The organism is Streptomyces sp. NPDC046303, from assembly GCF_055588085.1.
The window spans coordinates 67372-88243 of the sequence record NZ_JBVJFA010000021.1 but is presented as its reverse complement, the minus strand read 5'-3'; the positions used below and the strand labels follow the sequence as shown (position 1 = coordinate 88243).

Below are 20872 nucleotides of genomic sequence, written 5' to 3'. Positions count from 1 at the left end.
GGTGGCTAGCGTCAGCGGCGCGGCGTAAAACTTGCGCTGCTAGGTTCTGTATCCAGGCCGCCGGGAGGCCCAGTGTCCGCGTTCCTGCCCCTTGATCCGCTCGGGATCGACGAGCTCCTCGGACCCGAGGACCTCGCCGTCCGGGACACCGTCCGCGACTGGGCCGCCGACCGGGTGCTGCCCCACATCGCCGGCTGGTACGAGAGCGGCGAGCTCCCCGGGATCCGCGAGCTGGCCCGTGAGCTCGGATCGATCGGCGCGCTCGGGATGTCCCTGGAGGGGTACGGGTGCGCGGGCGCCAGCGCCGTGCAGTACGGGCTCGCCTGCATGGAGCTGGAGGCGGCCGACTCCGGCATCCGCTCGCTGGTCTCCGTACAGGGCTCCCTCGCCATGTACGCCATCTGGAAGTACGGCTCCGAGGAGCAGAAGCAGCGCTGGCTTCCCGGCATGGCGGCCGGTGAGCTGATCGGCTGCTTCGGGCTGACCGAGCCCGACGTGGGATCGGACCCCGCCGCGATGCGGACCCACGCCAAGCGCGACGGCACCGACTGGGTGCTGACCGGGCGCAAGATGTGGATCACCAACGGGTCCGTCGCCGCGGTCGCCGTGGTGTGGGCGCAGACCGACGAGGGGATCAGGGGCTTCGCCGTCCCCACCGACACGCCGGGGTTCTCGGCGCCCGAGATCAAGCACAAGTGGTCGCTGCGGGCCTCGGTGACCAGTGAGCTGGTCATGGACGAGGTGCGGCTGCCCGCGGACGCGGTCCTGCCGGGCGTCACCGGTCTCAAGGGGCCGCTCGGCTGCCTCAGCCACGCGCGGTACGGGATCATCTGGGGCTCGATGGGCGCGGCACGCGCCAGCTTCGAGTCGGCGCTCGACTACGCGAAGACGCGGGAGCAGTTCGGCAAGCCGATCGGCGGCTTCCAGCTCACCCAGGCCAAACTCGCGGACATGGCCCTCGAACTCCACAAGGGCGTCCTGCTCGCCCACCACCTGGGCCGGCGGATGGACGCGGGCACTCTGCGGCCGGAGCAGATCAGCTTCGGCAAGCTCAACAACGTCCGCGAGGCCATCGAGATCTGTCGCACCGCGCGGACGATCCTCGGTGCCAACGGGATCTCGCTCGAATACCCCGTCATGCGGCACGCCACCAACCTCGAATCGGTCCTCACCTACGAGGGCACCGTCGAGATGCACCAACTGGTGCTGGGCAAGGCGCTCACCGGGCTCGACGCCTTCCGGTGAGGGCCCTGCCTAGCTCTGGTTGAAGAAGTCGCGCGAGCGGCCGCCGGGCTCGCCGCTCACGATCTGGGTGTCGGCCGGGGTCAGCAGGAAGACCCTGGTCGCCACCCGCTCGATCGAACCGCGCAGCCCGAAGGTCAGTCCGGCCGCGAAGTCGACCACGCGCTTCGCGTCGCCCGGGTCCATCGACGACAGGTTCACGATCACCGGGACGCCCTCGCGGAACAGCTCGCCGATGCCCCGCGCGTCGCGGAACCCGTCGGGGGTGACCGTCGCGATGCGCCGGCCCTGCTCGACGGCGGACTCGGAGGCCACTCTGACGCGCGGGTCGGTGACCCACTGCTCGCCGGGACCGGCCACCGAACCCTGGCCCGCCTCCGCGTAGTCGTCGTCGTAGTAACGCTCGTCGTCGCTGTCCTCCACGAGACCCAGCCAGGCACTCGCCTTGCGCACCGAACCCATGGACGCCTCCTTTCACCGTGGTCAGTCTGTCTTCTTTCCGCTGCCCCTATGGTCGTCCATGATGCTGACAACGCGCCAAGTGGATAGCCGCCGCGCAGGGGTTTCGTGACGGTACTGGTGCAGAACATCCGTTGCACGGTCAAGGTTCCTGGCAGCTACCACTGCTGACTGAGTGAAAATACGACCGTTGCCGCCGGACGGGTGGCCGGTGCGGACGTACGGGTGAAGGACGCGGGTCGATACGATGCCCGGCAGGCACGCGTACGACACACGGGGGAAGCAGTTGTTCGGCATCGTCAGACCTTGCACGCACAGGCTGGGCGAGCGGTTCAAAGCGGAGTGGATGGCTCATCTGTGCGGGCTGTGCCTGGCACTTCGCGGTGACCACGGCCAGTTCGCCAGGATCGTCACCAACTACGACGGGCTGCTCGTTTCCGTTCTGACGGAGGCTCAGTCCGCAGCCGCGTCCGCCGCCCGGCGCACCGCCGGGCCCTGTCCGCTGCGCGGGATGCGCACCGCCCCGGTGGCCAACGGCGAGGGCGCCCGGCTCGCCGCCGCCGTCTCGCTCGTCCTGGCCTCCGCCAAGGTGCGGGACCACGTGGCCGACCGGGACGGGCTGTTGGCCCGCGCCCCCATAGCCGCGGCCGCCCGCAAGGTGGCCCGCGGCTGGGACCGGGCCGGGGCCCGCACCGGGGCCTCGCTCGGCTTCGACACGGCGGTGCTCGTCGACGCCGTGGACCGGCAGGCCGGCATCGAGACGCTGGCCGGGCCGGGCACGCCGGTGCTCGTGGTGACCGAGCCGACGGAGACGGCTACGGCCGCCGCCTTCGCGCATACCGCGCAGCTGGCCGGACGGCCAGGCAACGCCCCCGCGCTCGCCGAGGCCGGCCGGTACTTCGGGCGGCTCGCGCACCTGCTGGACGCCGTGGAGGACCAGGCGGCCGACGCCTCGGCCGGCGCCTGGAACCCCCTGACCGCCACCGGGACCTCACTGACCGAGGCCCGGCGCCTGTGCGACGACGCCCTGAAGGGCATCCGGCTCGCGCTGCGCGAGGTCGAGTTCGCGGACGCCGGGCTCGCCCACCGGCTGCTGGTGCACGAGCTGCGCACCTCGGTGGACCGCGCCTTCGGAACCAGCAGCTGCGGGCACACGGCGACCGCCTCCGCCGGGCAGGGCGGCAACCCGTACGCGGGCGGACCGCACCCGGGCGGGCCGTACGCGGCCGCACCGCAGGCGAACGGCCCGTACGCGAGCAGCCCGTATGCGAGCAGCCCGTACGGGAACGGGAATCCCTACGGCGGCAGCCCCTACGGCCCGGGCGCTCCCCACGCGCCGGGCGGGCCGGGGATGCCCCCGCCGCCCATGGGGCCCGGCGGCGGTGGCGGGGGTGGCGGCCGGCCTCCGCAGAAGCCGCGGCGCGGACTGCTCGCGGGGTGCGCGGTGGCCCTGGGGCTGTTCTGCACCTGCCAGCTCTGCTGCACCGAGCACGAGGGGCCGTGGTCCCGGGAGAAGAAGAAGCCGTGGTGCGACAACTGCGACTGCGGCAACTGCAACTGTGACTGCGGTTGCGGTGACTGCTGCTGCTGTCCCTGCGACGGCTGCTGAGCCCTCGCCTGCTGAGCCCTCGCCTGCTGAGCCCCTGTCAGGCCGGGGCGCCTTCACGGCGTGCAGGTCCGGACGGGGTACTCCACGGTTCCCGGCCGGACCCGCGTGGAAGGGTTGAGCGGCATGAGCGATGACGCAGACGATCCGCCCGCCGACTGGCGGAAAGAGCACGAACGACGGGTGTCCGGCGTGTCCGCCCCGTCCGGGCCCCTCGCGCTGACCGGCACCCGCTGGCTCGCCGACTACCCGGAAGGTCGAATTCCGGCCGTTCCGGGATCCTGGCGCACCACCGGGGCCTCGGTGGCGCCGGCCGCGGCTCCGGAGGACTCCGTTCAGCCCGACGGCGAGCCCTTCACCGGTGAGGCCGTACTCGCCGCCGACGCCTCCCCGCCCTCGCGTACCCGGCACGTCGACGAGGAGGACGGCAGCCCCCGGGCCGTCTTCGGCGATGCCACCGGCGGACGCTCCGGCCACCGCTTCCGTTTCCTCACACCCGGGGCCTCGACCGAAGACGGCCGCATCACCGTGGATTTCCACCGCGCCCCGCCGCCCTCCCGTGCCTTCGCCGACCACTTCATCTGCCCCTTTCCGCCGCCCGGCAACAGGCTGCCCTTCGAAGGGGCGGCGGGGGAGCGGCGGCTGAAAGGCGCCCTTGCCGCCCGGTAACAAACGCCACCACACTCCCGACAGTGCTTGTCAGGGGCACGGCACAAATCGTGTGCCGTACGTCCCTCGACTGCGCCTCACGGGCTCCGGCACCCCCACGATCGCCGGGCCCCCGACCCTCTCGGAGGACGAGAAGTGAGGATCAAGAGCATCACCCGTACCAGGCTGCTCGCGGCGGCCACCGGCCTGGCCGCCGTCGCAGCACTCGCCGCCCCCACCGTGGCGAACGCGGACCCACAGGACGGCGGATTTAGCGCCGAGCGACTGGCCTCGGCCGGCGCGTCCGTCCTGCGCGCCGACGTCGCGGGCACCGCCTGGCACACCGACTCCGCCACCGGGACCCTCGTGGTCACCGCCGACTCCACCGTCTCCGCCGCCGACCTCGCGCGCATCAAGCGCGAGGCCGGAGCGGACGCCGGGGCCCTGCGCATCGAGCGCACCCCGGGCAAGCTGACCAAGCTGGCCTCCGGCGGCGACGCGATCTACGCGTCGAGCTGGCGGTGTTCCCTCGGCTTCAACGTGCGCAGCGGCAGCAACTACTACGCCCTGACCGCCGGGCACTGCACCGACGGCGCGGGCACCTGGTGGACCAACTCGGCCCGCACCACCGTGCTCGGCTCCACCACCGGATCCAGCTTCCCGAACAACGACTACGGCCTGATCAAGTACGCCAGCAACTCGCCGGTCCCGCCGGGCACCGTCGGCAGCCAGGACATCACCAGTGCCGTCAACGCCACCGTCGGCATGTCGGTGAAGCGGCGCGGCTCGACCACCGGTACCCACAGCGGTTCGGTGACCGGTCTCAACGCCACCGTCAACTACGGCAACGGCGACATCGTCTACGGCATGATCAGGACCAACGTCTGCGCCGAGCCCGGCGACAGCGGCGGCCCGCTCTACTCGGGCACCCGCGCGGTCGGCCTCACCTCCGGAGGCAGCGGCAACTGCTCCTCGGGCGGCACCACCTTCTTCCAGCCCGTGGTCGAGGCCCTCAACGCCTACGGCGTCAGCGTGTACTGACCCGCCGGCGGGTAGGAGACCCGCCCGGCCTGCGGCACAATCATCAACCCCCGCCCGAACTGCCGGGCGGGGGTTCGTCTTTGGGGGGAGACACGAGCATGACCAGAGCACCTTCCGGGCGGGGAGGCCCGTTCTCCGACGCCCAGCGGCGCATCCGCCGCAACCGCTGGCTCTTCACGGCACCCCTGGTGCTGCTGTGCGTCCTGGCCGCTGTCCTGGTCTGGGAGATCGTGCGCGGGAACATCCCCGAAGCCTCCCGGGCCCACTGGCCCTGGCGGCTCCAGCTGATGAGCGCGGAACCCCTGGCGAGCCTGCTGGCCGTCGCGGCGGGCGCCGTCCTGGCGCGGGCGCAGTACGCGCGCACGGTACGGCCCGCGCTGGGATGGCGGTCCGAGTTCATGCCGGGGCTGCTGCCCGGCCCCGCGAAGTCCTGGAACGTGGGCATCCTCAACGGCGGACAGCACAACGTGGTCCTGGAGCGGGTGGACTACCACCTGGTGATGGCCGCGGACCCGGCGGTGGAGCCGGACGGGGCCGACGTGCGGTGGACGGGCCTGGCAGACGTCGGCGAGCGGCTTGCCGGGGAGGGGCTGCGGGCCGCCGTCGACTTCCGGATCTCCTCCTTCGGCGCCGGGTACCCGCTGGTGGCGACCGGTACGTACGAGACCGTCGGCGTGGGCGTGTTCTCGAAGCGGTTCATCGACGAGGTACGCGCCTTCTACATGCGCATACGCGTGGTGGACAGCGTCGGGGACACGCACGAGCGGATCATCGAATGCCTCGAGGGCGCCAGGGAGGCGGTGACCGCGCCCGTCGAGGAGCAGCCGATCGTCACAACAGCCAGTCCAGGACCTCCGGCTGCGCGTACTGAGCCGCGAAGTGACCGGCCCCGGGCTTGATCACGGCAGTGCTGTGCGCGATGTGCCCGGCCAGCCAGCGGAAGTGGCCCAACGGCGAGAAGGCGTCCTCCGAACCGCGCCAGAGCAGGACCCGGCCGTGGATCGAGCCGGGGTCGAAGCCCCAGGGCCGGCAGAACGCCAGGCTGTCGTCCAGCCAGCCGTACACGGAAGTGCGCAGCGCCTCCCGGTAGTTGTCCAGGATCACCTGGTGGACCTGGTCGTCCGAAAGGACCGGCAGGTCGGCGTCGGCGAGATCGGCCCGCAGGTCCTCGAGCAGTCGGCCCGGGTCACGGCTGATCTCCGCCGCGCGCGGGGTGAGCCGCCGCTCCAGGGCCGCGGGATCGCGGACCGCGAGGGCGTAGTGCTCCGCGTTGTGGGGCGTCATTCCGGCGAACCAGTCGAGTCCGGCCCCGTCCCACGGCGCCAGGCTGACCAGGGCGGCCGTCCCCGTCACCCGCTCCGGGAGCAGCGCCGCACAGGCGAGGGCGTGCGGACCGCCCCCGGAGCGGCCGACGACGGCGAAGGTGTCCACACCCAGGGCGTCCGCGACGGCCGCGGAGTCGCCGGCGGCGTCGGCCACCGTCCGCCCCGGGGCCCGCTCGGAGTCCCCGTAGCCGGGCCGGTCGTACGCGAAGAAGCGGATGTCCGGGAAGCGCTCCGTGATGTCGCGCAGCGCCGTACCCAGACGGCTTCCCGGTGTCCCGTGGTGCAGCAGCACGGGAACCCCGCGCGGCGCTCCCCAGACCTCGGCCACGAGCGTGCGCCCGTCTCCCGCCTTCACCTCGACCCGCACGACACCTCCGCGGTCTTCCGGCTTCCTGCGGATGTCTCTAGTGTCATGACGACCGCTCTCCTGATGGAAACACACCACGACCCTGAGGGGGGAACCGTGACGACCACCCAGAAGCAGCAGACAGCCGCCGTGCCCGTGCGGCCGGAGCCCGGCAGCCCGACCCGTTTGTCCTCGCTCACCGCCCGCGGGGCGGACGCCGACCTGCGCATCGCCCGCGTGCTGCCCGGGGCTTCCGCTCCCGGCGACAGGCGGACGGTCACCTTCAACTCCTCGCTCTGAGCACGGGCACACCCGTCGCGATGGAGTCCGCCGGGGCCGGGGCCGGGGCCGGGGCCGAGGCCGTACGGCTCATCCCGTTCCGTGAGTTCGTGGTCAAGGTGCACAGCAGATGCGATCTCGCATGCGACCACTGCTACATCTACGAACACGCGGACCAGAGCTGGCGGCGGCGGCCCGCCGTGGTCTCCGACGCGGTCGCGGAGCGGCTCGCGCAGCGGCTGGCCGAGCACGCGGCCACCCACGGCCTGCCCTCGGTGACCGTCATCCTGCTCGGCGGCGAGCCGCTGCTGGCAGGCCCCGCCCGGCTCCGGAGCCTCTGCGCGGCCCTCACCGGCGCCCTCGACGGGGTGAGCGCACTCGACCTGCGCATCCACACCAACGGGCTGCGGCTGAACACCGCCTTCCTGGACCTGTTCGACGCGTACGGGGTCAAGGTCGGGGTGTCCCTCGACGGGGACCGTGCGGCGAACGACCGGCACCGCCGCTTCGCGAACGGCCGGAGCAGCCACCCCGGGGTCCTCGAGGCGCTCGCGCTGCTGCGGCAGGACCGCTACCGGCACCTGTACCAGGGGCTGCTCTGCACGGTGGACGTGGCGAACGACCCCCGCGCGGTCTTCGACGCGCTCACCGCGCTCCAACCGCCGCGCATCGACTTCCTGTTGCCGCACGCCACCTGGGAGACGCCGCCGGCCAGGCCCGACGGACGCCCCGACGCGTACGCCCGGTGGCTCCTGCAGGTCTTCGACCAGTGGGAGGCGCGGGGCCGGCCGGTTCCCGTCCGGATGTTCGACTCCCTGCTGAGCACCCTGCGGGGCGGGCCGAGCCTGACCGAGTCCCTCGGCCTCGCGCCCACGGACCTGGTCGTCGTCGAGACCGACGGCACCCTGGAGCAGGCCGACTCGCTGAAGACCGCTCACGAGGGCGCCGCCGCCACCGGTTTCGACGTTTTCACCCACACCTTCGACGAAGTGGCGGCCCACCCCGGCATCCGGGCCCGCCAGGCGGGCCTCGCGGGCGTCAGCGCCCCATGCCGCCGGTGCCCCGTGGTGCGCTCCTGCGGCGGCGGCCTCTACGCACACCGCTACAAGGCCGCGAACGGCTTCGACAACCCCTCCGTCTACTGCACCGACCTGCGGGAACTCGTCGACGGGGTCGAGGCGCGCACCGCCCCGGCCGCCGTCGCGCCCGAGAGCGCCGGCCCCGCCGGGCTCGCGGCCTCCCAGCACGAGCTGACCCGGGTGCTGCTGGCCCGCTTGAACGCGGAGCCGGCCGTCGGGGGCGACGAGGACTGGCAGCGGTCCTGGGAGCTCCTCATGGCCGTGGAAGCCGCGGCGCCGGAGGCCCTGGACGCCGTACTGGACCATCCGTACACCCGTACCTGGCTGCTCGCCGCCCTGGACCGCGTACACCGGGGGCGGGCACCGGGCGCGGCACCCGCCCGGCAGCTGTCCGCGATGACGGCAGCGGCCGTGGTGAGGGGGCGGCTGGAGGACGCCGCGGCCGTCGTGCACCCGGGCGGGGAGCTGTACCTGCCCACGCTCGGGCTGCTGCGCGGGGACGGGGACGGCCCGATCGAGATCAGGGCCACCGCCACCGGGTTCTCCGTACGGGAAGGTCGCACCGAACGGCTCTTCGGGCCGGCCTGCGGGGATCCGCGCTGGCAGTCCGTACGGACGTGGCCCGGATCCGGGGCGCAGGTGCCGCCACTGGCCCTGGAGGACCTCGACCCCCTCCGGGACTGCTTCTCCCGCCGGCCCCGGCCGAGGCTCACGGAAGCGGAAGCCGCGGACTGGCAGCGCCGCCTCGGCGCCGCCTGGGAGCTGCTGCACCGGACGGTGCCGCGCCTGGCGCGGGAGACCGCGGCCGGGCTGGGCGTGCTCACCCCGCTCGGGGACGCGGCGCGCACGGAGGCCGCGGGCATCGCGGGGCGGTGCGGGCCCGGGGTGCTCGGCGTGCCGTACGCGGCGGACGTACGCCGCACCGCGCTCGCGCTGCTCACCGGTCGGCGGCGGGCCGCGTTGCGCGAGCTGACCGAGGTCGCCGACCTGTACGCGCTCGACGGGGAGTGGCTGTACGCGTCCCCGTGGCGGGATCGGCCGGTGCCCGTGTCGCAGCTGCTGGCCGATGTGCACGCGCGGGTGGCGGCCGAGGAGTACCGGAGGTCGCAGGACCCGGGCGGCGAGGGCGACGGGGATGCGATCAAGGGGGCTCTGGACCGGCTCTCCGGCGCGGCGGAGCTGACGGTGAGCGGCAAGGCGGTCGTGGCCCGGCTGCGCCGGGAGTTCGCATCGGGGATCTGACGCGGGGCCCCCGGATCGGGAATGTGTTCACCGGGCTTCCGTCCCCTCGCTCGCGAACCGGGGGACCGACGGCGCGTCGTCGGGCAGCCCGCTGCCCACGGCGGCTCCCGGCCGGCCACCGCGGAAGAGCGCGCAGGCGATGGTGATCGCCGAGCCGGCCACCGCCCAGGCGGCCAGCACCAGCATCGGCCCGGTCGTGCCGTTGCCCTTGAAGTATGCGATGGAGCGCGCGGCGTACGTACCGGCGCCCGGCGGCAGGGCCGGGCCGATGGCCTTCCAGAACGGCGGCAGCAGCGGGTAGGGGTAGGCGCCGCCCGCGCTCGGGTTGCCGAACACCACGACCAGCAGGATGGCGAGACCGATGCCGACCACGCCCGCCAGCCCCTGGAAGGCCAGGGTGATCGCGCCCACCGCGAAGACGACCAGGGTGCCCAGCCCCCACAGGGCCACGAGCGAGCCGGGCAGCGCGTCCAGGACCGGTCCGGCGATGACCGCGCCGAGCAGGCCCGCGGCGATCGCGTAGACGAGCAGCGCGCCGAGCCGGATGACGGCGCGGGCGGAGTTCGCGGGCCGGGCGCCGGCGCTGATGGCGAGGATCGCGGCGCACAGGTAGCCGCCCACGCACCAGCCGACGACCAGGTAGAAGGAGCTCAGGCCGCGGCTGTCGCCCCGGTCGGCCGGGGCCACGTCGGTGACCTGCACGGTCCGGCCCTGGGCCTTCTCCACCGCGCCGACGATCTCTTCGAGGGCCTGCGAGAGGGAGGCCCCGCCCCCGGAGGCGACCAGCAGCCTGTCGGTCCGCCCGGCCGGGTCGACGATCAGCGCGCCGTCCACGTCCCGGTTCTCGATCATGCGGATCGCGGCGGCCTCGTCCTCGGCCGTACGGGGATCCAGCGGCCTGCCGGGCAGGGCGGCGAGCCGCTGCGCGGACTGCTCGGCGACCGGTGCGGCGGGCGCTGCCACGGCGATCGGGATCTCGCTGGGCTTCGGGTGGTGGAAGGCACCGATGTACGAGGTGATGAAGGCGAGCTGGAGGGCCAGCACCCCCAGGACCAGCAGCGCTGCCCGGGTGGTCACGGCGTCCTTGATCTCGGCGAGGAAGCCGCCGGACGGACCTGCGTCGGTGCTCTCGGTGGGCTGGGTCATGCTCCCACGCTCGGCGTACGGGGGGCGGGTCGCAGCAGGAGTGGGCCGAACGGATGACCGATCCGGATGATCGAACAAGTGTTTCGCACGGGTATTCGAATTGCTCTATGGTGGAGAGCGGGGGAGGTGTTCTACGAGGGAAGCAGGAGGCCGCGGGTGCCTGGTTTTACGCATCTGCACACCGTTTCGGGGTTCTCCATGCGCTACGGAGGCTCGCACCCGGAACAGCTGGCGGAACGTGCCGCCGACCGGGGCATGGACGCCCTCGCCCTGACCGACCGCGACACCCTCGCGGGCGCGGTGCGGTTCGCGAAGGCCTCCGCGAAGGCCGGGATCCGGCCCCTGTTCGGGGTGGACCTCGCCGTGTCGCCTCCGGCGGGGCCGGCCGGGCCGGGGGGCTCGGCCGGCCCCGCCGCGGGCGGCATGCGCACGGGCGTCCGCGGCTCCGGCTCCGGCTCCGCGGGCCGGGCGGGCTCCGGCGAGGCCTCGTACCGGCGGCGCAACCCCGTCAAGGGCGGCGCCTTCATCGACGAGTCCGCTCCCCGCGCGGTCTTCCTGGCCCGGGACGGGGCCGCCGGATGGGCCGAACTGTGCCGGATGGTCACCGCTGCCCACGCGGGCGCCCCCGAGGTCCCGCTGCTGCCCTGGAGCGCCCTGCGCGGAGAAGGCGTCTTCGTCCTGCTCGGCCCCGGCTCCGAAGTGGGGCGGGCGCTCACCGCGGGCCGCCCCGACCGGGCCGCCCGGCTGCTCGCCCCCTGGCGGGAGGTCTTCGGCGACTCCCTGCGCCTGGAGGCCGTCCATCACGGCCGCACCGGCACCGGACCCGGCTCGCTCCGGCTGGCCGCCCGTACCGTCGGCTTCGCCGCCGAGCAGGGCGTCCGTGCCGTACTGACCAATGCCGTCCGCTACGCGGACCCCGGCGAGGGCCCGGTCGCCGACATCCTCGACGCGGCCCGCCGCCTGGTCCCCATCGACTCCAGCGGCCCCCTCGACAGCGGCGAACGCTGGCTCAAGGACCCGGCCGCCATGGCCGAGGCCGCCGACCGGATCGCCCGGGCCGCCGGCCTGCGCCCCGCCGACGCGCGGCGCCTCCTCGCGGAGACCCGGCACACCGCCGACGCCTGCGCGGTGGACCCCGAGGACGACCTCGGCATGGGGTCCGTGCACTTCCCCGAGGCCCGTCTCGTCGGCGCGGCCCACCGCAGCGCCCAGCGGGTCCTCGCCTCCCGCGCCTCGGCGGGCATGGTGCTGCGCGGCTACGCGGACGACCGCGCCTACTGGGAGCGCATGCACCACGAGCTCGACATCATCGCCTACCACGGCTACGCCTCCTACTTCCTGACCGTCGCCCAAGTCGTGGACGACGTACGGGAGATGGGCATCCGGGTGACCGCACGCGGATCCGGCGCCGGCTCCCTCGTCAACCACCTGCTCGGCATCGCGCACGCCGACCCCGTCGCGCACGGCCTGCTGATGGAGCGCTTCCTGTCCAAGCGCCGGCGCGTCCTGCCCGACATCGACATCGACGTGGAGTCCGCCCGCCGGCTGGAGGTCTACCGGCGGATCATCGACCGGTTCGGCACCGAGCGCGTCGCCACCGTCTCCATGCCCGAGACCTACCGGGTCCGGCACGCCATCCGCGACGTCGGCGCCGCCCTGTCCATGGACCCGGCCGTCATCGACCGGCTCGCCAAGGCCTTTCCGCACATCCGGGCCCGCGACGCCCGTGCCGCGCTGCAGGAGCTCCCCGAACTGCGCGACGTACGCGGGGAGTCGCACGGGCGGCTGTGGGAGCTCGTCGAATCGCTCGACGCGCTGCCGCGCGGGATCGCCATGCACCCGTGCGGGGTGCTGCTCTCCGACGCCTCCCTGCTCGCCCGCACGCCGGTGGTGCCCACCAGCGGCGAGGGGTTCCCGATGTCCCAGTTCGACAAGGACGACGTGGAGGAGCTCGGGCTGCTCAAGCTCGACGTGCTCGGTGTGCGGATGCAGTCCGCGATGGCCCACGCGGTCGCCGAGATCCGGCGCGGCACGGGGCAGGAGCTCGACCTCGACGACCCGGCGCAGGTGCCGCCGGGGGACCGGGCCACCTACGAACTGATCCGCTCGGCCGAGACGCTGGGCTGCTTCCAGATCGAATCGCCGGGCCAGCGCGACCTGGTGGGGCGGCTCCAGCCGTCGACCTTCCACGACCTGGTGGTCGACATCTCGCTGTTCCGGCCCGGCCCGGTGGCCGCCGACATGGTCCGGCCGTTCATCGAGGCCCGGCACGGGCGGGCGCCGGTGCGCTTCCCGCACCCGGACCTGGCCGACGCGCTGCGCGAGACGTACGGGGTGGTGGTCTTCCACGAGCAGGTCATCGAGATCGTGCACGTCATGACCGGCTGCGGGCGGGACGAGGCGGACCGGGTGCGGCGCGGGCTGTCCGACCCCGAGTCGGAGGGGCGGATCAAGGTCTGGTTCGCGGCGAAGGCGGGCGAGCGCGGCTACCCGGTGGAGGTGATCGCCCGCACCTGGGAGATCGTGGAGGCCTTCGGCTCGTACGGCTTCTGCAAGGCGCACGCGGTGGCCTTCGCGGTGCCCACCTACCAGTCGGCATGGCTGAAGGCGCACCACCCGGCGGCCTTCTACGCGGGGCTGCTGACCCACGACCCGGGGATGTACCCGAAGCGGCTGCTGCTGGCGGACGCGCGGCGGCGGGGCGTACCCGTGCTGCCGCTGGACGTGAACCGGTCGGCGGCCGCCCATCGCATCGAACTGGTGTCCGATGCGGGTGCGGCCGGTGTGTGGGGGCTGCGGCTCGGGCTGTCCGACGTCCACGGCATCAGCGAGGCCGAGGCGGGCCGCATCGAGGCCGGGCAGCCGTACGCCTCCCTGCGCGACTTCTGGGACCGGGCGCACCCGGGCCGGCCCGTGGCCGAACGGCTGGCACAGGTCGGAGCGCTGGACGCGTTCGGCGCCAACCGGCGCGACCTGCTGCTGCACTTGACGGAACTGCACGGAGCGCAGCGGGCCGCCGGGGTGCGCGGGCCCCAACTCCCGCTGGAGGGCGGCCGGTCCACGGCCTCCGTCGGGCTGCCCGACCTGACCGAAGCGGAGCGGCTCAGCGCCGAGCTGGGCGTCCTCGGCATGGACGCCTCGCGGCACCTGATGGCGGACCACCACGCCTTCCTGGCCGAGCTGGGGGTGATCCCGGCGCGGCGGCTGCGCGATGCCGGGCACGGCCAGACGGTCCTGGTCGCGGGGGCCAAGGCGGCCACCCAGACCCCGCCGATCCGGTCCGGGAAGCGGGTCATCTTCACGACGCTGGACGACGGGACGGGCCTGGTCGACCTGGCCTTCTTCGACGACAGCCACGAGCGGTGCGCGCACACCGTCTTCCACTCCTTCCTGCTGCTGGTACGGGGAGTCGTGCAGCGGCGGGGCCCGCAGAGCCTGAGCGTGGTCGGGGCGGCGGCGTGGAACCTGGCGGAACTGGTGGAACTGCGCACGGCCGGCGGTCTGGAGGCGGTCGCGGCCCGGCTGGCCGCCTCGGGCGGCGGTGCCGGTGACGGTGACGGTGACGGTGGCGCCGACCGCACGGGCAACGGCAACGGCAACGGTGACGGCAGTGGCAACGGCGACGGCGCGGACGAGGGTGCGGCGGGCGAGCGGGGCGCAGGCCGCCGGATCCACTTCTCCACGGGGTACGAGATGAACCCCTGGGCCGACCTCCAGCCCCCCGGCACCGGCCCCGCGACGGGCCGCAAGCTGTGGCACTCCAGCCCGGGGAGCGCGGGATGACCTCCGACCGGATTGCGGGCGCCCCGGCGGGATCCCCGCGGGCGGCGGACCGCAGCGTGATGTGCCTGCGCCTGCACCCCGCGGACGAGGGGCCGCTCGGGGCTCCGGAGTACGCCGGGGTGCTCGCGCTGCTCGGCGGGATCACACCGGCCGTGCAGGCCCTGCCGCCCGACGGGGCACTCGCCGAGGTGCGGGCCGCACTGCGGTACTTCGGCTGCGACGCCGGCCGGCTGGCCGCCGTGATCCGGGTCCGTGCCCTCGCCCTGTACGGCGTGGACTGCACGGTCGGCGTGGCCGGCAACCCCATGCTGGCCCGGGCGGCGGTCCGCGAGGCCCGGCCCGGGGGCACCCTGGTGGTCCCCGACGAGCCCGCCGCCGTCCGGGCGTTCCTGGCCGGCAAGCCCGTCACCGCCCTCGACGGCGTCGGCCCCAAGGCCGCCCGCACCCTGTGCTCCTACGGCCTCGACTCCGTCGGCCGGGTCGCCGCCGCCCCGCCCGCCGCCCTGCGGCGGATCCTCGGCGCCCGGCTCGGCCGCGAGGTGCAGGAGCGCGCCCTCGGCATCGACCGGACCCCCGTCCGGCCCGGCGCGGCCGCCCGCGCCGTCGCCGCCGAGCGGACCTTCGACCGGGACGAGCTGGATCCCGTACGGCACCGGCGGGCCCTGCTCTCGCTGGCCGACGAGCTCGGCACGAAGCTCCGTACGCTTCGTACACAAGAGGGCCGGGGCCAGGTCTGCCGCACCCTCTCGCTCACCGTCCGCTGCGCCGACCGCACCACGCTCACGCGGACCCGCACCCTGGCCGAAGCCACCGCGCACTCCGCCACCCTGACCGCCACGGCCTACGCCCTCTACGAGAGCCTCGGTCTGCAACGGGCCCGGGTCCGCGCGCTGTCCCTGCGGGCCGAGGGGCTGACCCCGGCCGAACGGGCCGCGCGGCAGCTCAGCCTCGACCCCGAGGACGAGAAGGCCCGACGGCTGGAGGCCGTCACGGATCGCGTCCGGGCCCGGTTCGGGCCGCACGCCATCGCGCGCGGCTCGCTCGCGGCCTGAGGGAGCATCGAAAACCGCCCAACACGCGAGTTTTTACCGACGCGTAACTTCCCTGTGTTGCTACTCACCCGTAATTTGGCGGCAGCAGCGCCCCTTGTGATCCGGATCACGGGACGAACCCCCACGCTCCATCCCCGACTCGACCTTCCCCAGCACGACGCTGGGCGGTACCCCATGGAGATCACACGATGCTGCCCTGGAGACGCCTGCTCCGCCCGCTGGCCGTCCTCGCCCTCACCGCCGCCGCACTGGTCGCCCCCACCGGCGCCGCGCAGGCCGCGACCGCACCCAGCAGTGGCTGGAACGACTGGTCCTGCAAACCGTCCGCCGCGCACCCGCGCCCCGTCGTCCTCGTACACGGCACCTTCGGCAACTCGTGGGACAACTGGCTCGGCCTCGCGCCGTACCTCGTGCACCGCGGTTACTGCGTCTACTCGCTCGACTACGGGCAACTGCCCGGCGTGCCCCTCTTCAACGGGCTTGGTCCCATCGACAAGTCCGCCGAACAGCTCGACGTCTTCGTCGACAAGGTGCTCGCGGCCACCGGCTCCGCCAAGACCGACATCATCGGGCACTCGCAGGGCGGCATGATGCCCCGCTACTACCTGAAGTTCCTCGGCGGCGCGGAGAAGGTCAACGCGCTGGTCGGCCTCGCCCCCGACAACCACGGCACCACCCTGCTCGGACTGACCAAGCTCCTCCCGTACTTCCCCGGGGCCGAGGACCTGATCAGCACCGCGACCCCGGGCCTCGCCGACCAGATCGCCGGATCCCCCTTCCAGCAGAAGCTGAACGAGGGCGGGGACACCGTGCCCGGGGTGAAGTACACGGTGATCGCCACCCGGTACGACCAGGTGGTCACTCCGTACCGGAGCGCGTTCCTGGACGGGCCGAACGTCAAGAACGTCGTACTCCAGGACCTGTGCGCCCTGGACTTCTCGGAGCACGTCACGATCGGGCTCACCGACCGGATCGCCTGGCACGAGGCGCTGAACGCCCTCGACCCGGCACACGCCGAACGGACCACGTGCGCATCGGTCTTCGACTGACGCGCACGCGGTCCGCAGTGGTGTGAACCCGCTGCCGTGGCGGCTTCCTCCCGGTTACCGCCGGGAGGAGCCTCCGGCCGTACGGCGGCGGGCCAGCCCGAACAGCACGGCCGCGCCGACGGCCAGGACGCCGGCGCCGCCGATCGCGATCAGGGGGGTGGCGCTGCTGCCGCCCGTCTCCGCGAGGTTGTCCTTCCGCGGGGCCGTGGCCGAGGGCACCGGGGCCGCGCCCGCGGTCCCGTTCGTCTTCGGGTCGTTGTCGCCGTGGCCGTTGTGCTCCACGGTGGACTTGTCCGCTCCGTCGGCGATCTGCTGGTCGCTCGGGGCCGAGGGAGCGTCGGTGACCGCCTCGGCCGGCCCGGCGTCACCGGATCCGGCACTCGGCTGGGCGCTCGGCTTGCCGCTGGGCTTGCTGCTCGGCTTCGTGCCCGGCTTCGTGCCCGGACCGCCGTTGTCCTTCCCGAAGACCACGTCCGAGCAGGTGTAGAAGGCCTCCGGGCTGTCCGAGCGCTGCCAGATGCTGTAGATCAGGTGGCGGCCGGACTTGGCGGGGACGGTCCCGGAGAACACGTAGTCGCCGTTCTGCATCCCCGGGTCGGTGGCCTTCGCGAACGGCGCGGGCTCCAGGTCCGACCACGCCAGCGGCTTCGCCGGGTCGTACCCGTCCTTCGTCACGTACAGCTCGAAGGAGCCCTTGTGCGGGGCGGTCCCCTTGTAGCGGAAGGTGTGCGCGCCCGCCGTCATGGGGCTGGCGGGCCAGTCGGCGCGCGCCAGGTCCAGGCCCTGGTACTTGTCGTTGCCGGCCGAGCAGAGCTGCCCGTTCGGGATCAGCGCCCGGTGGTTGCCGGCCGCGTTGGCGATGTTCACCGCGTTCCAGTCGTAGAACGCCTGGGCCCCGCTCGCCGCGACCGCCGCCTTGCACGCCGCGGACCGGGGGGACTCCGGGCCCTCCGCGTAGCACGCCGCGACCCGGCTGACCGGGTCCGTCATCGAGCCGTGCGCGGCCGCGGGAGCGGCGGCGTACGCGGCCACCGCGAGCGGGGCGAGGCCGGCGGCGGCGATGCGGGTCAGCGTGACGGTACGGCGGCGTGCGGGCATGGGTGGATCTCCTTCGGGCACAAGGCAGGGGCGCGCCAGCGGAATCGGGAGCGGGCCCTGCGGCGCCGCCCCCCGGCGGCGCCACATCCGGCCCTTCCTGTCCTGGCCCTGCCAAGCTAGCCCGCGGATCCCCGCGTTTCCCCGCGATCGGCCCCCACACGGTGATCCTTAGGATCCGCTTAAGGAAGCGCTAAGCGGGGCCTACAGAAACCGCCTTCCGGAGCCCGCTAGGCGAGGAGTGCGGGGAGTCCCGCCGGGGTCCTGGCCTGGTCGTCGAGGGCGTCGAGGGCGCGTACGGCCTGGGCGGCGGCCTCCGGGTCGCCGGTGGTGAGCCCGCTCGCGGCGAACTCGTCCTCGTCCAGGCGCAGTACGCAGGAGCCGTCCGCGGAGACCCACAGGTCGAGGTCCAGGTCCTCCACGAGGATCTCCCCGCCCCGCAGCAGCGCCGGGCGCGTGACGTCGCAGTACCAGCCCTTCAGGACGCCGTCTGCGGTCCACACCTCCTTGACCGCGTACCAGCGGGTCCGCCAGAAGTGCTCGACGAACACGTCGCCCGGCTCGAAGCGGACGAAGCCGAAGTCCCGCACGCCCTCGGCCGCCCAGGGGGCCCGCACCGAGATCCGGTCGCCGTCGTCGGCCACCCGCACCGCCGGGTAGCGGATCTTCGTCCGGCCGGCCTTGGTCAGGACGACGGTCAGTTGCTCGGCCATGCGCTCCCCGGCTTCTTCGTGTAGCGCGTCTCGCTCGCGCAGATCTCGTACCCGAACCACTTGTTGATGGCGAGCATCGGTCCGTTGGCCGCGTCGTTGCCGGTGAACGCCTCGGTGTACCCGGCCGCGCGGGCCTGGTGGAGGGACGCCGTCTTGGCGAGCTTGGCCAGGCCCCGGCCGCGGAAGGCGCGCCGGGTGCCGGTCATCGCCGTGGCGTAGCGGGTGGCCCCGTCGGTCCTGGCGGCGGTGAAGGCCGCCACCGCGCCGTCCACGAGCACGACGACGGTCAGCTCCTTGTCGAGGTCCGGACTGTTCCAGGTGTGCGCGAGCCAGTCCTCGTAGTCGTCGAACTCGGCCGCCACGTCGCCGGGTTCGTCGGAGGTCGTCTCCGCGTCGGCCTCGAAGAGCGGGCGCGGGTCGGCGGCGAAGGCGGTGGCGGGGCGCAGCTCGACCCCCGCCGGGAGCTCCTGGGGGAGCGCGGGCAGCGTGCCCGTCGCCAGGTCCAGGCGCAGGAAGTGCGCGGACCGGCTGGGGCGGTAGCCGCGCCGCTCGGCGAAGGCGCGGTGGGCGGGGTCGTCGAGGACCCAGGCGTACGTGTCCACCGCGCCGTGGGCGGCGAGGTGCTCCTCGGCCGTACGGAGCAGCAGGCTGCCGGCGCCGAGGCCGCGGTGCGCGGGGTCGACGTACGCGTTGACGTACGACTGGCCGGGCTCGGGGCTGTCGTGGGCGATGCCGACCTGGGCGGTGCCGATGACGAGTCCCTCGTCGGTGTGCGCGAGGAGGAGGCGGAAGTGCGCGTCGGGGTGGGCGGAGTCGACCTCGAAGGCGACACCCTGCGGCGTGGTGATCAGGAAGGGCAGGGCCGAGCGGCGGACCCGTACGACGGCCTCCGCGTCGTCCGCTCGGCCGGGCCCGCTCGGGCGGAGGTCGCGGATCAGAACAGTCATGTGGCCGACGCTACGGGCGGACGCGCGTCCGGCGCCTCCCAATTAACCGGCGATGGGGGACAATCGCGCCGTGACCTCGACGAACCTGAAGATCACCATCAACACGGCGGCGGGCTCGGCCGCGCCGTACGAACAGCTGCGCGCGCAGATCGCCGACCGGGCCCGGTCGGGCAGGCTGCCGGCGGGCTTCAAACTGCCGACGGTGCGGGGACTGGCGGAGGAACTGGGGCTCGCGGCCAACACCGTGGCGAAGGCGTACCGGGCGCTCGAGGCGGACGGGGTGATCGAGACGCGGGGCCGCCATGGGACGTTCGTCGCCGCGGCGGAGGGTGAGTCCCGCGAGGCCGCGGCGGCCGCGCAGGCTTTCGCGGAGCGGGCGCACCGGCTCGGCCTGACCGAGGCCGAGGCCGTATCGGCCGCGACCGAAGCCCTGCGGGCCCGCTACGCCGCCGACTAGCCCCTGCGGAGCCGCCGCCCGTACGGGCGCTCCGCGCGGGGTCTGGGGCGGAGCCCCAGGAGGCTCGGCCGCAGGCGAGACGAAGCCCGCCTACAGGTAGAGGCCCGCCTCGGAACCGTGCGGCTGCGGAGGGAGCACCGCCGCCGGCCCCGTCCCGCGGCGCAGGGCGAAGAGTTCGGCCAGGCTGGCGCCCTCGCGGGAGACGCCCTCGTCCGTTCCCAGCCAGTCCACCGCCTCGCGGTGCGTCAGCCGGCCCACCTCGATGCGGGCCAGGCAGCGCCCGGGCCGGACCACCGCCGGGTGGAGCCGCTCCAGGTCCTCGTTCGTGGTGACGCCGACCAGGACGTTGCGGCCCTGCCCCAGCAGACCGTCCGTCAGGTTGAGGAGGCGGGACAGCGCCTGGCCCGCCGTGTGGCGGGCCTCGCCGCGGATCAGCTCGTCGCAGTCCTCCAGCAGCAGCAGCCGCCAGCGTCCCTTCGCCGTGCCCTCCTCCTCGCCGATCGCGATGTCCATCAGGTAGCCCACGTCGTTGAACAGCCGCTCCGGATCCAGCACGCAGTCCACCTGGCACCAGTCCCGCCAGGAACGGGCCAGCGTGCGCAGCGCCGAGGTCTTGCCCGTCCCGGGCGGCCCGTGCAGCAGGAGCAGCCGGCCCGCGATGTCGTCCGGGGTCACCTTCATCAGCCGGTCCATCGCCCCGGCCACCGGCGCCGTGTAGTTGGGCCGGACCTCCGCCCAGGTCCCGGCCGCGATCTGGCGGGTCGTCCGGTACGGGCCGCGGCGCGGGGAGACGTACCAGAACCCCATCGTGACGTTCTCCGGCTGCGGTTCGGGATCGTCCTGGGCCCCTTCCGTGGCCCGGCCGAGCACGCCGGCGGCGAGTTCGTCGCTGACCGCCGTCACCGTGACGTCCGCGCCCCGGCTCCAGCGGGACACGAGCATGGTCCAGCCCTCGCCCTCGGCGAGGGTGGCGCTGCGGTCGCTGTCGCGCGCCGAGCGCAACACCGTGGCCCCGGGCGGCAGCAGGGTGATGTCCGGCTTGACCCGGTCGATCGACACGCTGTGCGAGAAGGGCTGTTCGCCGGACGCGAACCGGCCGAGGAACAGCGCATCGACGACGTCCGACGGCGAATCGCTGTCGTCGACGTTGAGCCGGATCGGCAGCGCGTCATGCGGGTTGGCTGGCATGGCGCCCATGATCCGGCACCCGGTGTCCCCGTGCACCCGTGTTTCGCCGGTTCGGGTGGACGGTTTCCCTCTTCAAACACCCCGGGGGTGAAGGTCCGGACAGCAAACCTGCCCCGAAAATTCTTGGCATGAACACTTCCAGCCAACCTCGGCTCCTTGTACCACGGACTCAGGA

General features: G+C 73.7%; 18 protein-coding genes. 11 read left to right on the top strand and 7 right to left on the bottom strand.

Features of this window, described 5'->3' with window-relative positions; all coding sequences use genetic code 11:
- Positions 1-72 precede the first annotated feature (72 nt).
- Positions 73-1245 (top strand): acyl-CoA dehydrogenase family protein, encoded by a 1173-nt coding sequence (locus tag ACZ6I1_RS22555; RefSeq protein WP_469289818.1) that lies wholly within the window; start codon positions 73-75, stop codon positions 1243-1245.
- 9 nt (positions 1246-1254) lie between these two features.
- Here the strand turns inward: ACZ6I1_RS22555 and ACZ6I1_RS22550 are convergent, their stop codons facing one another.
- Complete coding sequence (locus tag ACZ6I1_RS22550; protein WP_469289816.1) at positions 1255-1704, bottom strand: cell division protein SepF; 450 nt, start codon at positions 1702-1704, stop codon at positions 1255-1257.
- Between the two features lie 283 nt (positions 1705-1987).
- Here ACZ6I1_RS22550 and ACZ6I1_RS22545 point away from each other — a divergent pair, with 283 nt between their 5' ends.
- The 4 genes from ACZ6I1_RS22545 to ACZ6I1_RS22530 all read left to right on the top strand — a co-directional run bounded on the left by ACZ6I1_RS22545 (position 1988) and on the right by ACZ6I1_RS22530 (position 5895).
- Positions 1988-3310: a DUF5685 family protein gene (locus tag ACZ6I1_RS22545; RefSeq protein WP_469289898.1), complete on the top strand. Its 1323-nt coding sequence runs from the start codon at positions 1988-1990 to the stop codon at positions 3308-3310.
- Between the two features lie 123 nt (positions 3311-3433).
- On the top strand, positions 3434-3976 hold the full coding sequence (locus ACZ6I1_RS22540) for a DUF1684 domain-containing protein (protein ID WP_469289814.1): 543 nt from the start codon (positions 3434-3436) through the stop codon (positions 3974-3976).
- A 135-nt stretch (positions 3977-4111) separates the two neighbouring features.
- Positions 4112-4996 carry a S1 family peptidase gene (locus ACZ6I1_RS22535; protein ID WP_469289812.1) on the top strand — a complete coding sequence of 295 codons (885 nt, stop codon included), beginning with the start codon at positions 4112-4114 and terminating at the stop codon, positions 4994-4996.
- A 98-nt stretch (positions 4997-5094) separates the two neighbouring features.
- The gene (locus ACZ6I1_RS22530; RefSeq protein WP_469289810.1) at positions 5095-5895 is read left to right on the top strand and encodes a hypothetical protein; all 801 of its coding nucleotides are present in this window, start codon (positions 5095-5097) and stop codon (positions 5893-5895) included.
- Here the strand turns inward: ACZ6I1_RS22530 and ACZ6I1_RS22525 are convergent.
- Positions 5828-6688, bottom strand: coding sequence for an alpha/beta fold hydrolase (locus ACZ6I1_RS22525; protein ID WP_469289808.1), 861 nt, complete (start codon positions 6686-6688; stop codon positions 5828-5830). The two genes, ACZ6I1_RS22530 and ACZ6I1_RS22525, sit on opposite strands and share 68 nt — an antisense overlap.
- Before the next feature lie 96 nt (positions 6689-6784).
- Here ACZ6I1_RS22525 and ACZ6I1_RS22520 point away from each other — a divergent pair, with 96 nt between their 5' ends.
- Positions 6785-6967 carry a hypothetical protein gene (locus ACZ6I1_RS22520; protein ID WP_469289806.1) on the top strand — a complete coding sequence of 61 codons (183 nt, stop codon included), beginning with the start codon at positions 6785-6787 and terminating at the stop codon, positions 6965-6967.
- 20 nt (positions 6968-6987) lie between these two features.
- On the top strand, positions 6988-9267 hold the full coding sequence (gene fxsBH / locus ACZ6I1_RS22515) for a radical SAM/SPASM protein FxsBH, inactivated beta-hydroxylase extension form (RefSeq protein WP_469289804.1): 2280 nt from the start codon (positions 6988-6990) through the stop codon (positions 9265-9267).
- Between the two features lie 27 nt (positions 9268-9294).
- Here the strand turns inward: fxsBH and ACZ6I1_RS22510 are convergent, their stop codons facing one another.
- Complete coding sequence (locus ACZ6I1_RS22510) at positions 9295-10413, bottom strand: DUF3533 domain-containing protein (RefSeq protein WP_469289802.1); 1119 nt, start codon at positions 10411-10413, stop codon at positions 9295-9297.
- Between the two features lie 156 nt (positions 10414-10569).
- On the opposite strand from ACZ6I1_RS22510, the gene ACZ6I1_RS22505 reads away from it, so the two are divergent.
- From ACZ6I1_RS22505 to ACZ6I1_RS22495, 3 genes are all read left to right on the top strand, one after another.
- Positions 10570-14196 (top strand): DNA polymerase III subunit alpha, encoded by a 3627-nt coding sequence (locus ACZ6I1_RS22505; RefSeq protein WP_469289800.1) that lies wholly within the window; start codon positions 10570-10572, stop codon positions 14194-14196.
- The gene (locus tag ACZ6I1_RS22500; protein ID WP_469289798.1) at positions 14193-15248 is read left to right on the top strand and encodes a DNA polymerase Y family protein; all 1056 of its coding nucleotides are present in this window, start codon (positions 14193-14195) and stop codon (positions 15246-15248) included. The genes ACZ6I1_RS22505 and ACZ6I1_RS22500 overlap by 4 nt, the downstream gene beginning before the upstream one ends.
- Positions 15249-15436: 188 nt before the next feature.
- Positions 15437-16297, top strand: coding sequence for an esterase/lipase family protein (locus ACZ6I1_RS22495; RefSeq protein ID WP_469289796.1), 861 nt, complete (start codon positions 15437-15439; stop codon positions 16295-16297).
- A 54-nt stretch (positions 16298-16351) separates the two neighbouring features.
- On the opposite strand, the gene ACZ6I1_RS22490 is transcribed toward ACZ6I1_RS22495, so the two are convergent.
- The 3 genes from ACZ6I1_RS22490 to ACZ6I1_RS22480 form a co-directional block, all read right to left on the bottom strand.
- Positions 16352-17395: a lytic polysaccharide monooxygenase gene (locus tag ACZ6I1_RS22490; protein ID WP_469289794.1), complete on the bottom strand. Its 1044-nt coding sequence runs from the start codon at positions 17393-17395 to the stop codon at positions 16352-16354.
- Between the two features lie 227 nt (positions 17396-17622).
- Entirely contained in the window at positions 17623-18105 is a 483-nt protein-coding gene (locus ACZ6I1_RS22485) for a ribonuclease FAU-1 family protein (protein ID WP_469289792.1), read from the bottom strand.
- On the bottom strand, positions 18090-19052 hold the full coding sequence (locus ACZ6I1_RS22480) for a GNAT family N-acetyltransferase (protein ID WP_469289790.1): 963 nt from the start codon (positions 19050-19052) through the stop codon (positions 18090-18092). The genes ACZ6I1_RS22485 and ACZ6I1_RS22480 overlap by 16 nt, the downstream gene beginning before the upstream one ends.
- Before the next feature lie 52 nt (positions 19053-19104).
- On the opposite strand from ACZ6I1_RS22480, the gene ACZ6I1_RS22475 reads away from it, so the two are divergent.
- The gene (locus ACZ6I1_RS22475; RefSeq protein ID WP_469289788.1) at positions 19105-19509 is read left to right on the top strand and encodes a GntR family transcriptional regulator; all 405 of its coding nucleotides are present in this window, start codon (positions 19105-19107) and stop codon (positions 19507-19509) included.
- A 90-nt stretch (positions 19510-19599) separates the two neighbouring features.
- Here ACZ6I1_RS22475 and ACZ6I1_RS22470 read toward each other — a convergent pair whose 3' ends face one another.
- Positions 19600-20697: a DUF5925 domain-containing protein gene (locus ACZ6I1_RS22470; RefSeq protein ID WP_469289786.1), complete on the bottom strand. Its 1098-nt coding sequence runs from the start codon at positions 20695-20697 to the stop codon at positions 19600-19602.
- Positions 20698-20872 lie beyond the last annotated feature (175 nt).

Excerpts from the sequence above, each read along its gene's own strand:
- ACZ6I1_RS22550 (WP_469289816.1), bottom strand. The coding sequence starts at position 1,704 with ATGGGTTCGGTGCGCAAGGCGAGTGCCTGGCTGGGTCTCGTGGAGGAC.
- ACZ6I1_RS22540 (WP_469289814.1), top strand. The coding sequence starts at position 3,434 with ATGAGCGATGACGCAGACGATCCGCCCGCCGACTGGCGGAAAGAGCAC.
- ACZ6I1_RS22530 (WP_469289810.1), top strand. The coding sequence starts at position 5,095 with ATGACCAGAGCACCTTCCGGGCGGGGAGGCCCGTTCTCCGACGCCCAG.
- fxsBH (WP_469289804.1), top strand. The coding sequence starts at position 6,988 with ATGGAGTCCGCCGGGGCCGGGGCCGGGGCCGGGGCCGAGGCCGTACGG.
- ACZ6I1_RS22510 (WP_469289802.1), bottom strand. The coding sequence starts at position 10,413 with ATGACCCAGCCCACCGAGAGCACCGACGCAGGTCCGTCCGGCGGCTTC.
- ACZ6I1_RS22500 (WP_469289798.1), top strand. The coding sequence starts at position 14,193 with ATGACCTCCGACCGGATTGCGGGCGCCCCGGCGGGATCCCCGCGGGCG.
- ACZ6I1_RS22495 (WP_469289796.1), top strand. The coding sequence starts at position 15,437 with ATGCTGCCCTGGAGACGCCTGCTCCGCCCGCTGGCCGTCCTCGCCCTC.
- ACZ6I1_RS22490 (WP_469289794.1), bottom strand. The coding sequence starts at position 17,395 with ATGCCCGCACGCCGCCGTACCGTCACGCTGACCCGCATCGCCGCCGCC.
- ACZ6I1_RS22485 (WP_469289792.1), bottom strand. The coding sequence starts at position 18,105 with ATGGCCGAGCAACTGACCGTCGTCCTGACCAAGGCCGGCCGGACGAAG.
- ACZ6I1_RS22480 (WP_469289790.1), bottom strand. The coding sequence starts at position 19,052 with ATGACTGTTCTGATCCGCGACCTCCGCCCGAGCGGGCCCGGCCGAGCG.
- ACZ6I1_RS22475 (WP_469289788.1), top strand. The coding sequence starts at position 19,105 with ATGGGGGACAATCGCGCCGTGACCTCGACGAACCTGAAGATCACCATC.
- ACZ6I1_RS22470 (WP_469289786.1), bottom strand. The coding sequence starts at position 20,697 with ATGCCAGCCAACCCGCATGACGCGCTGCCGATCCGGCTCAACGTCGAC.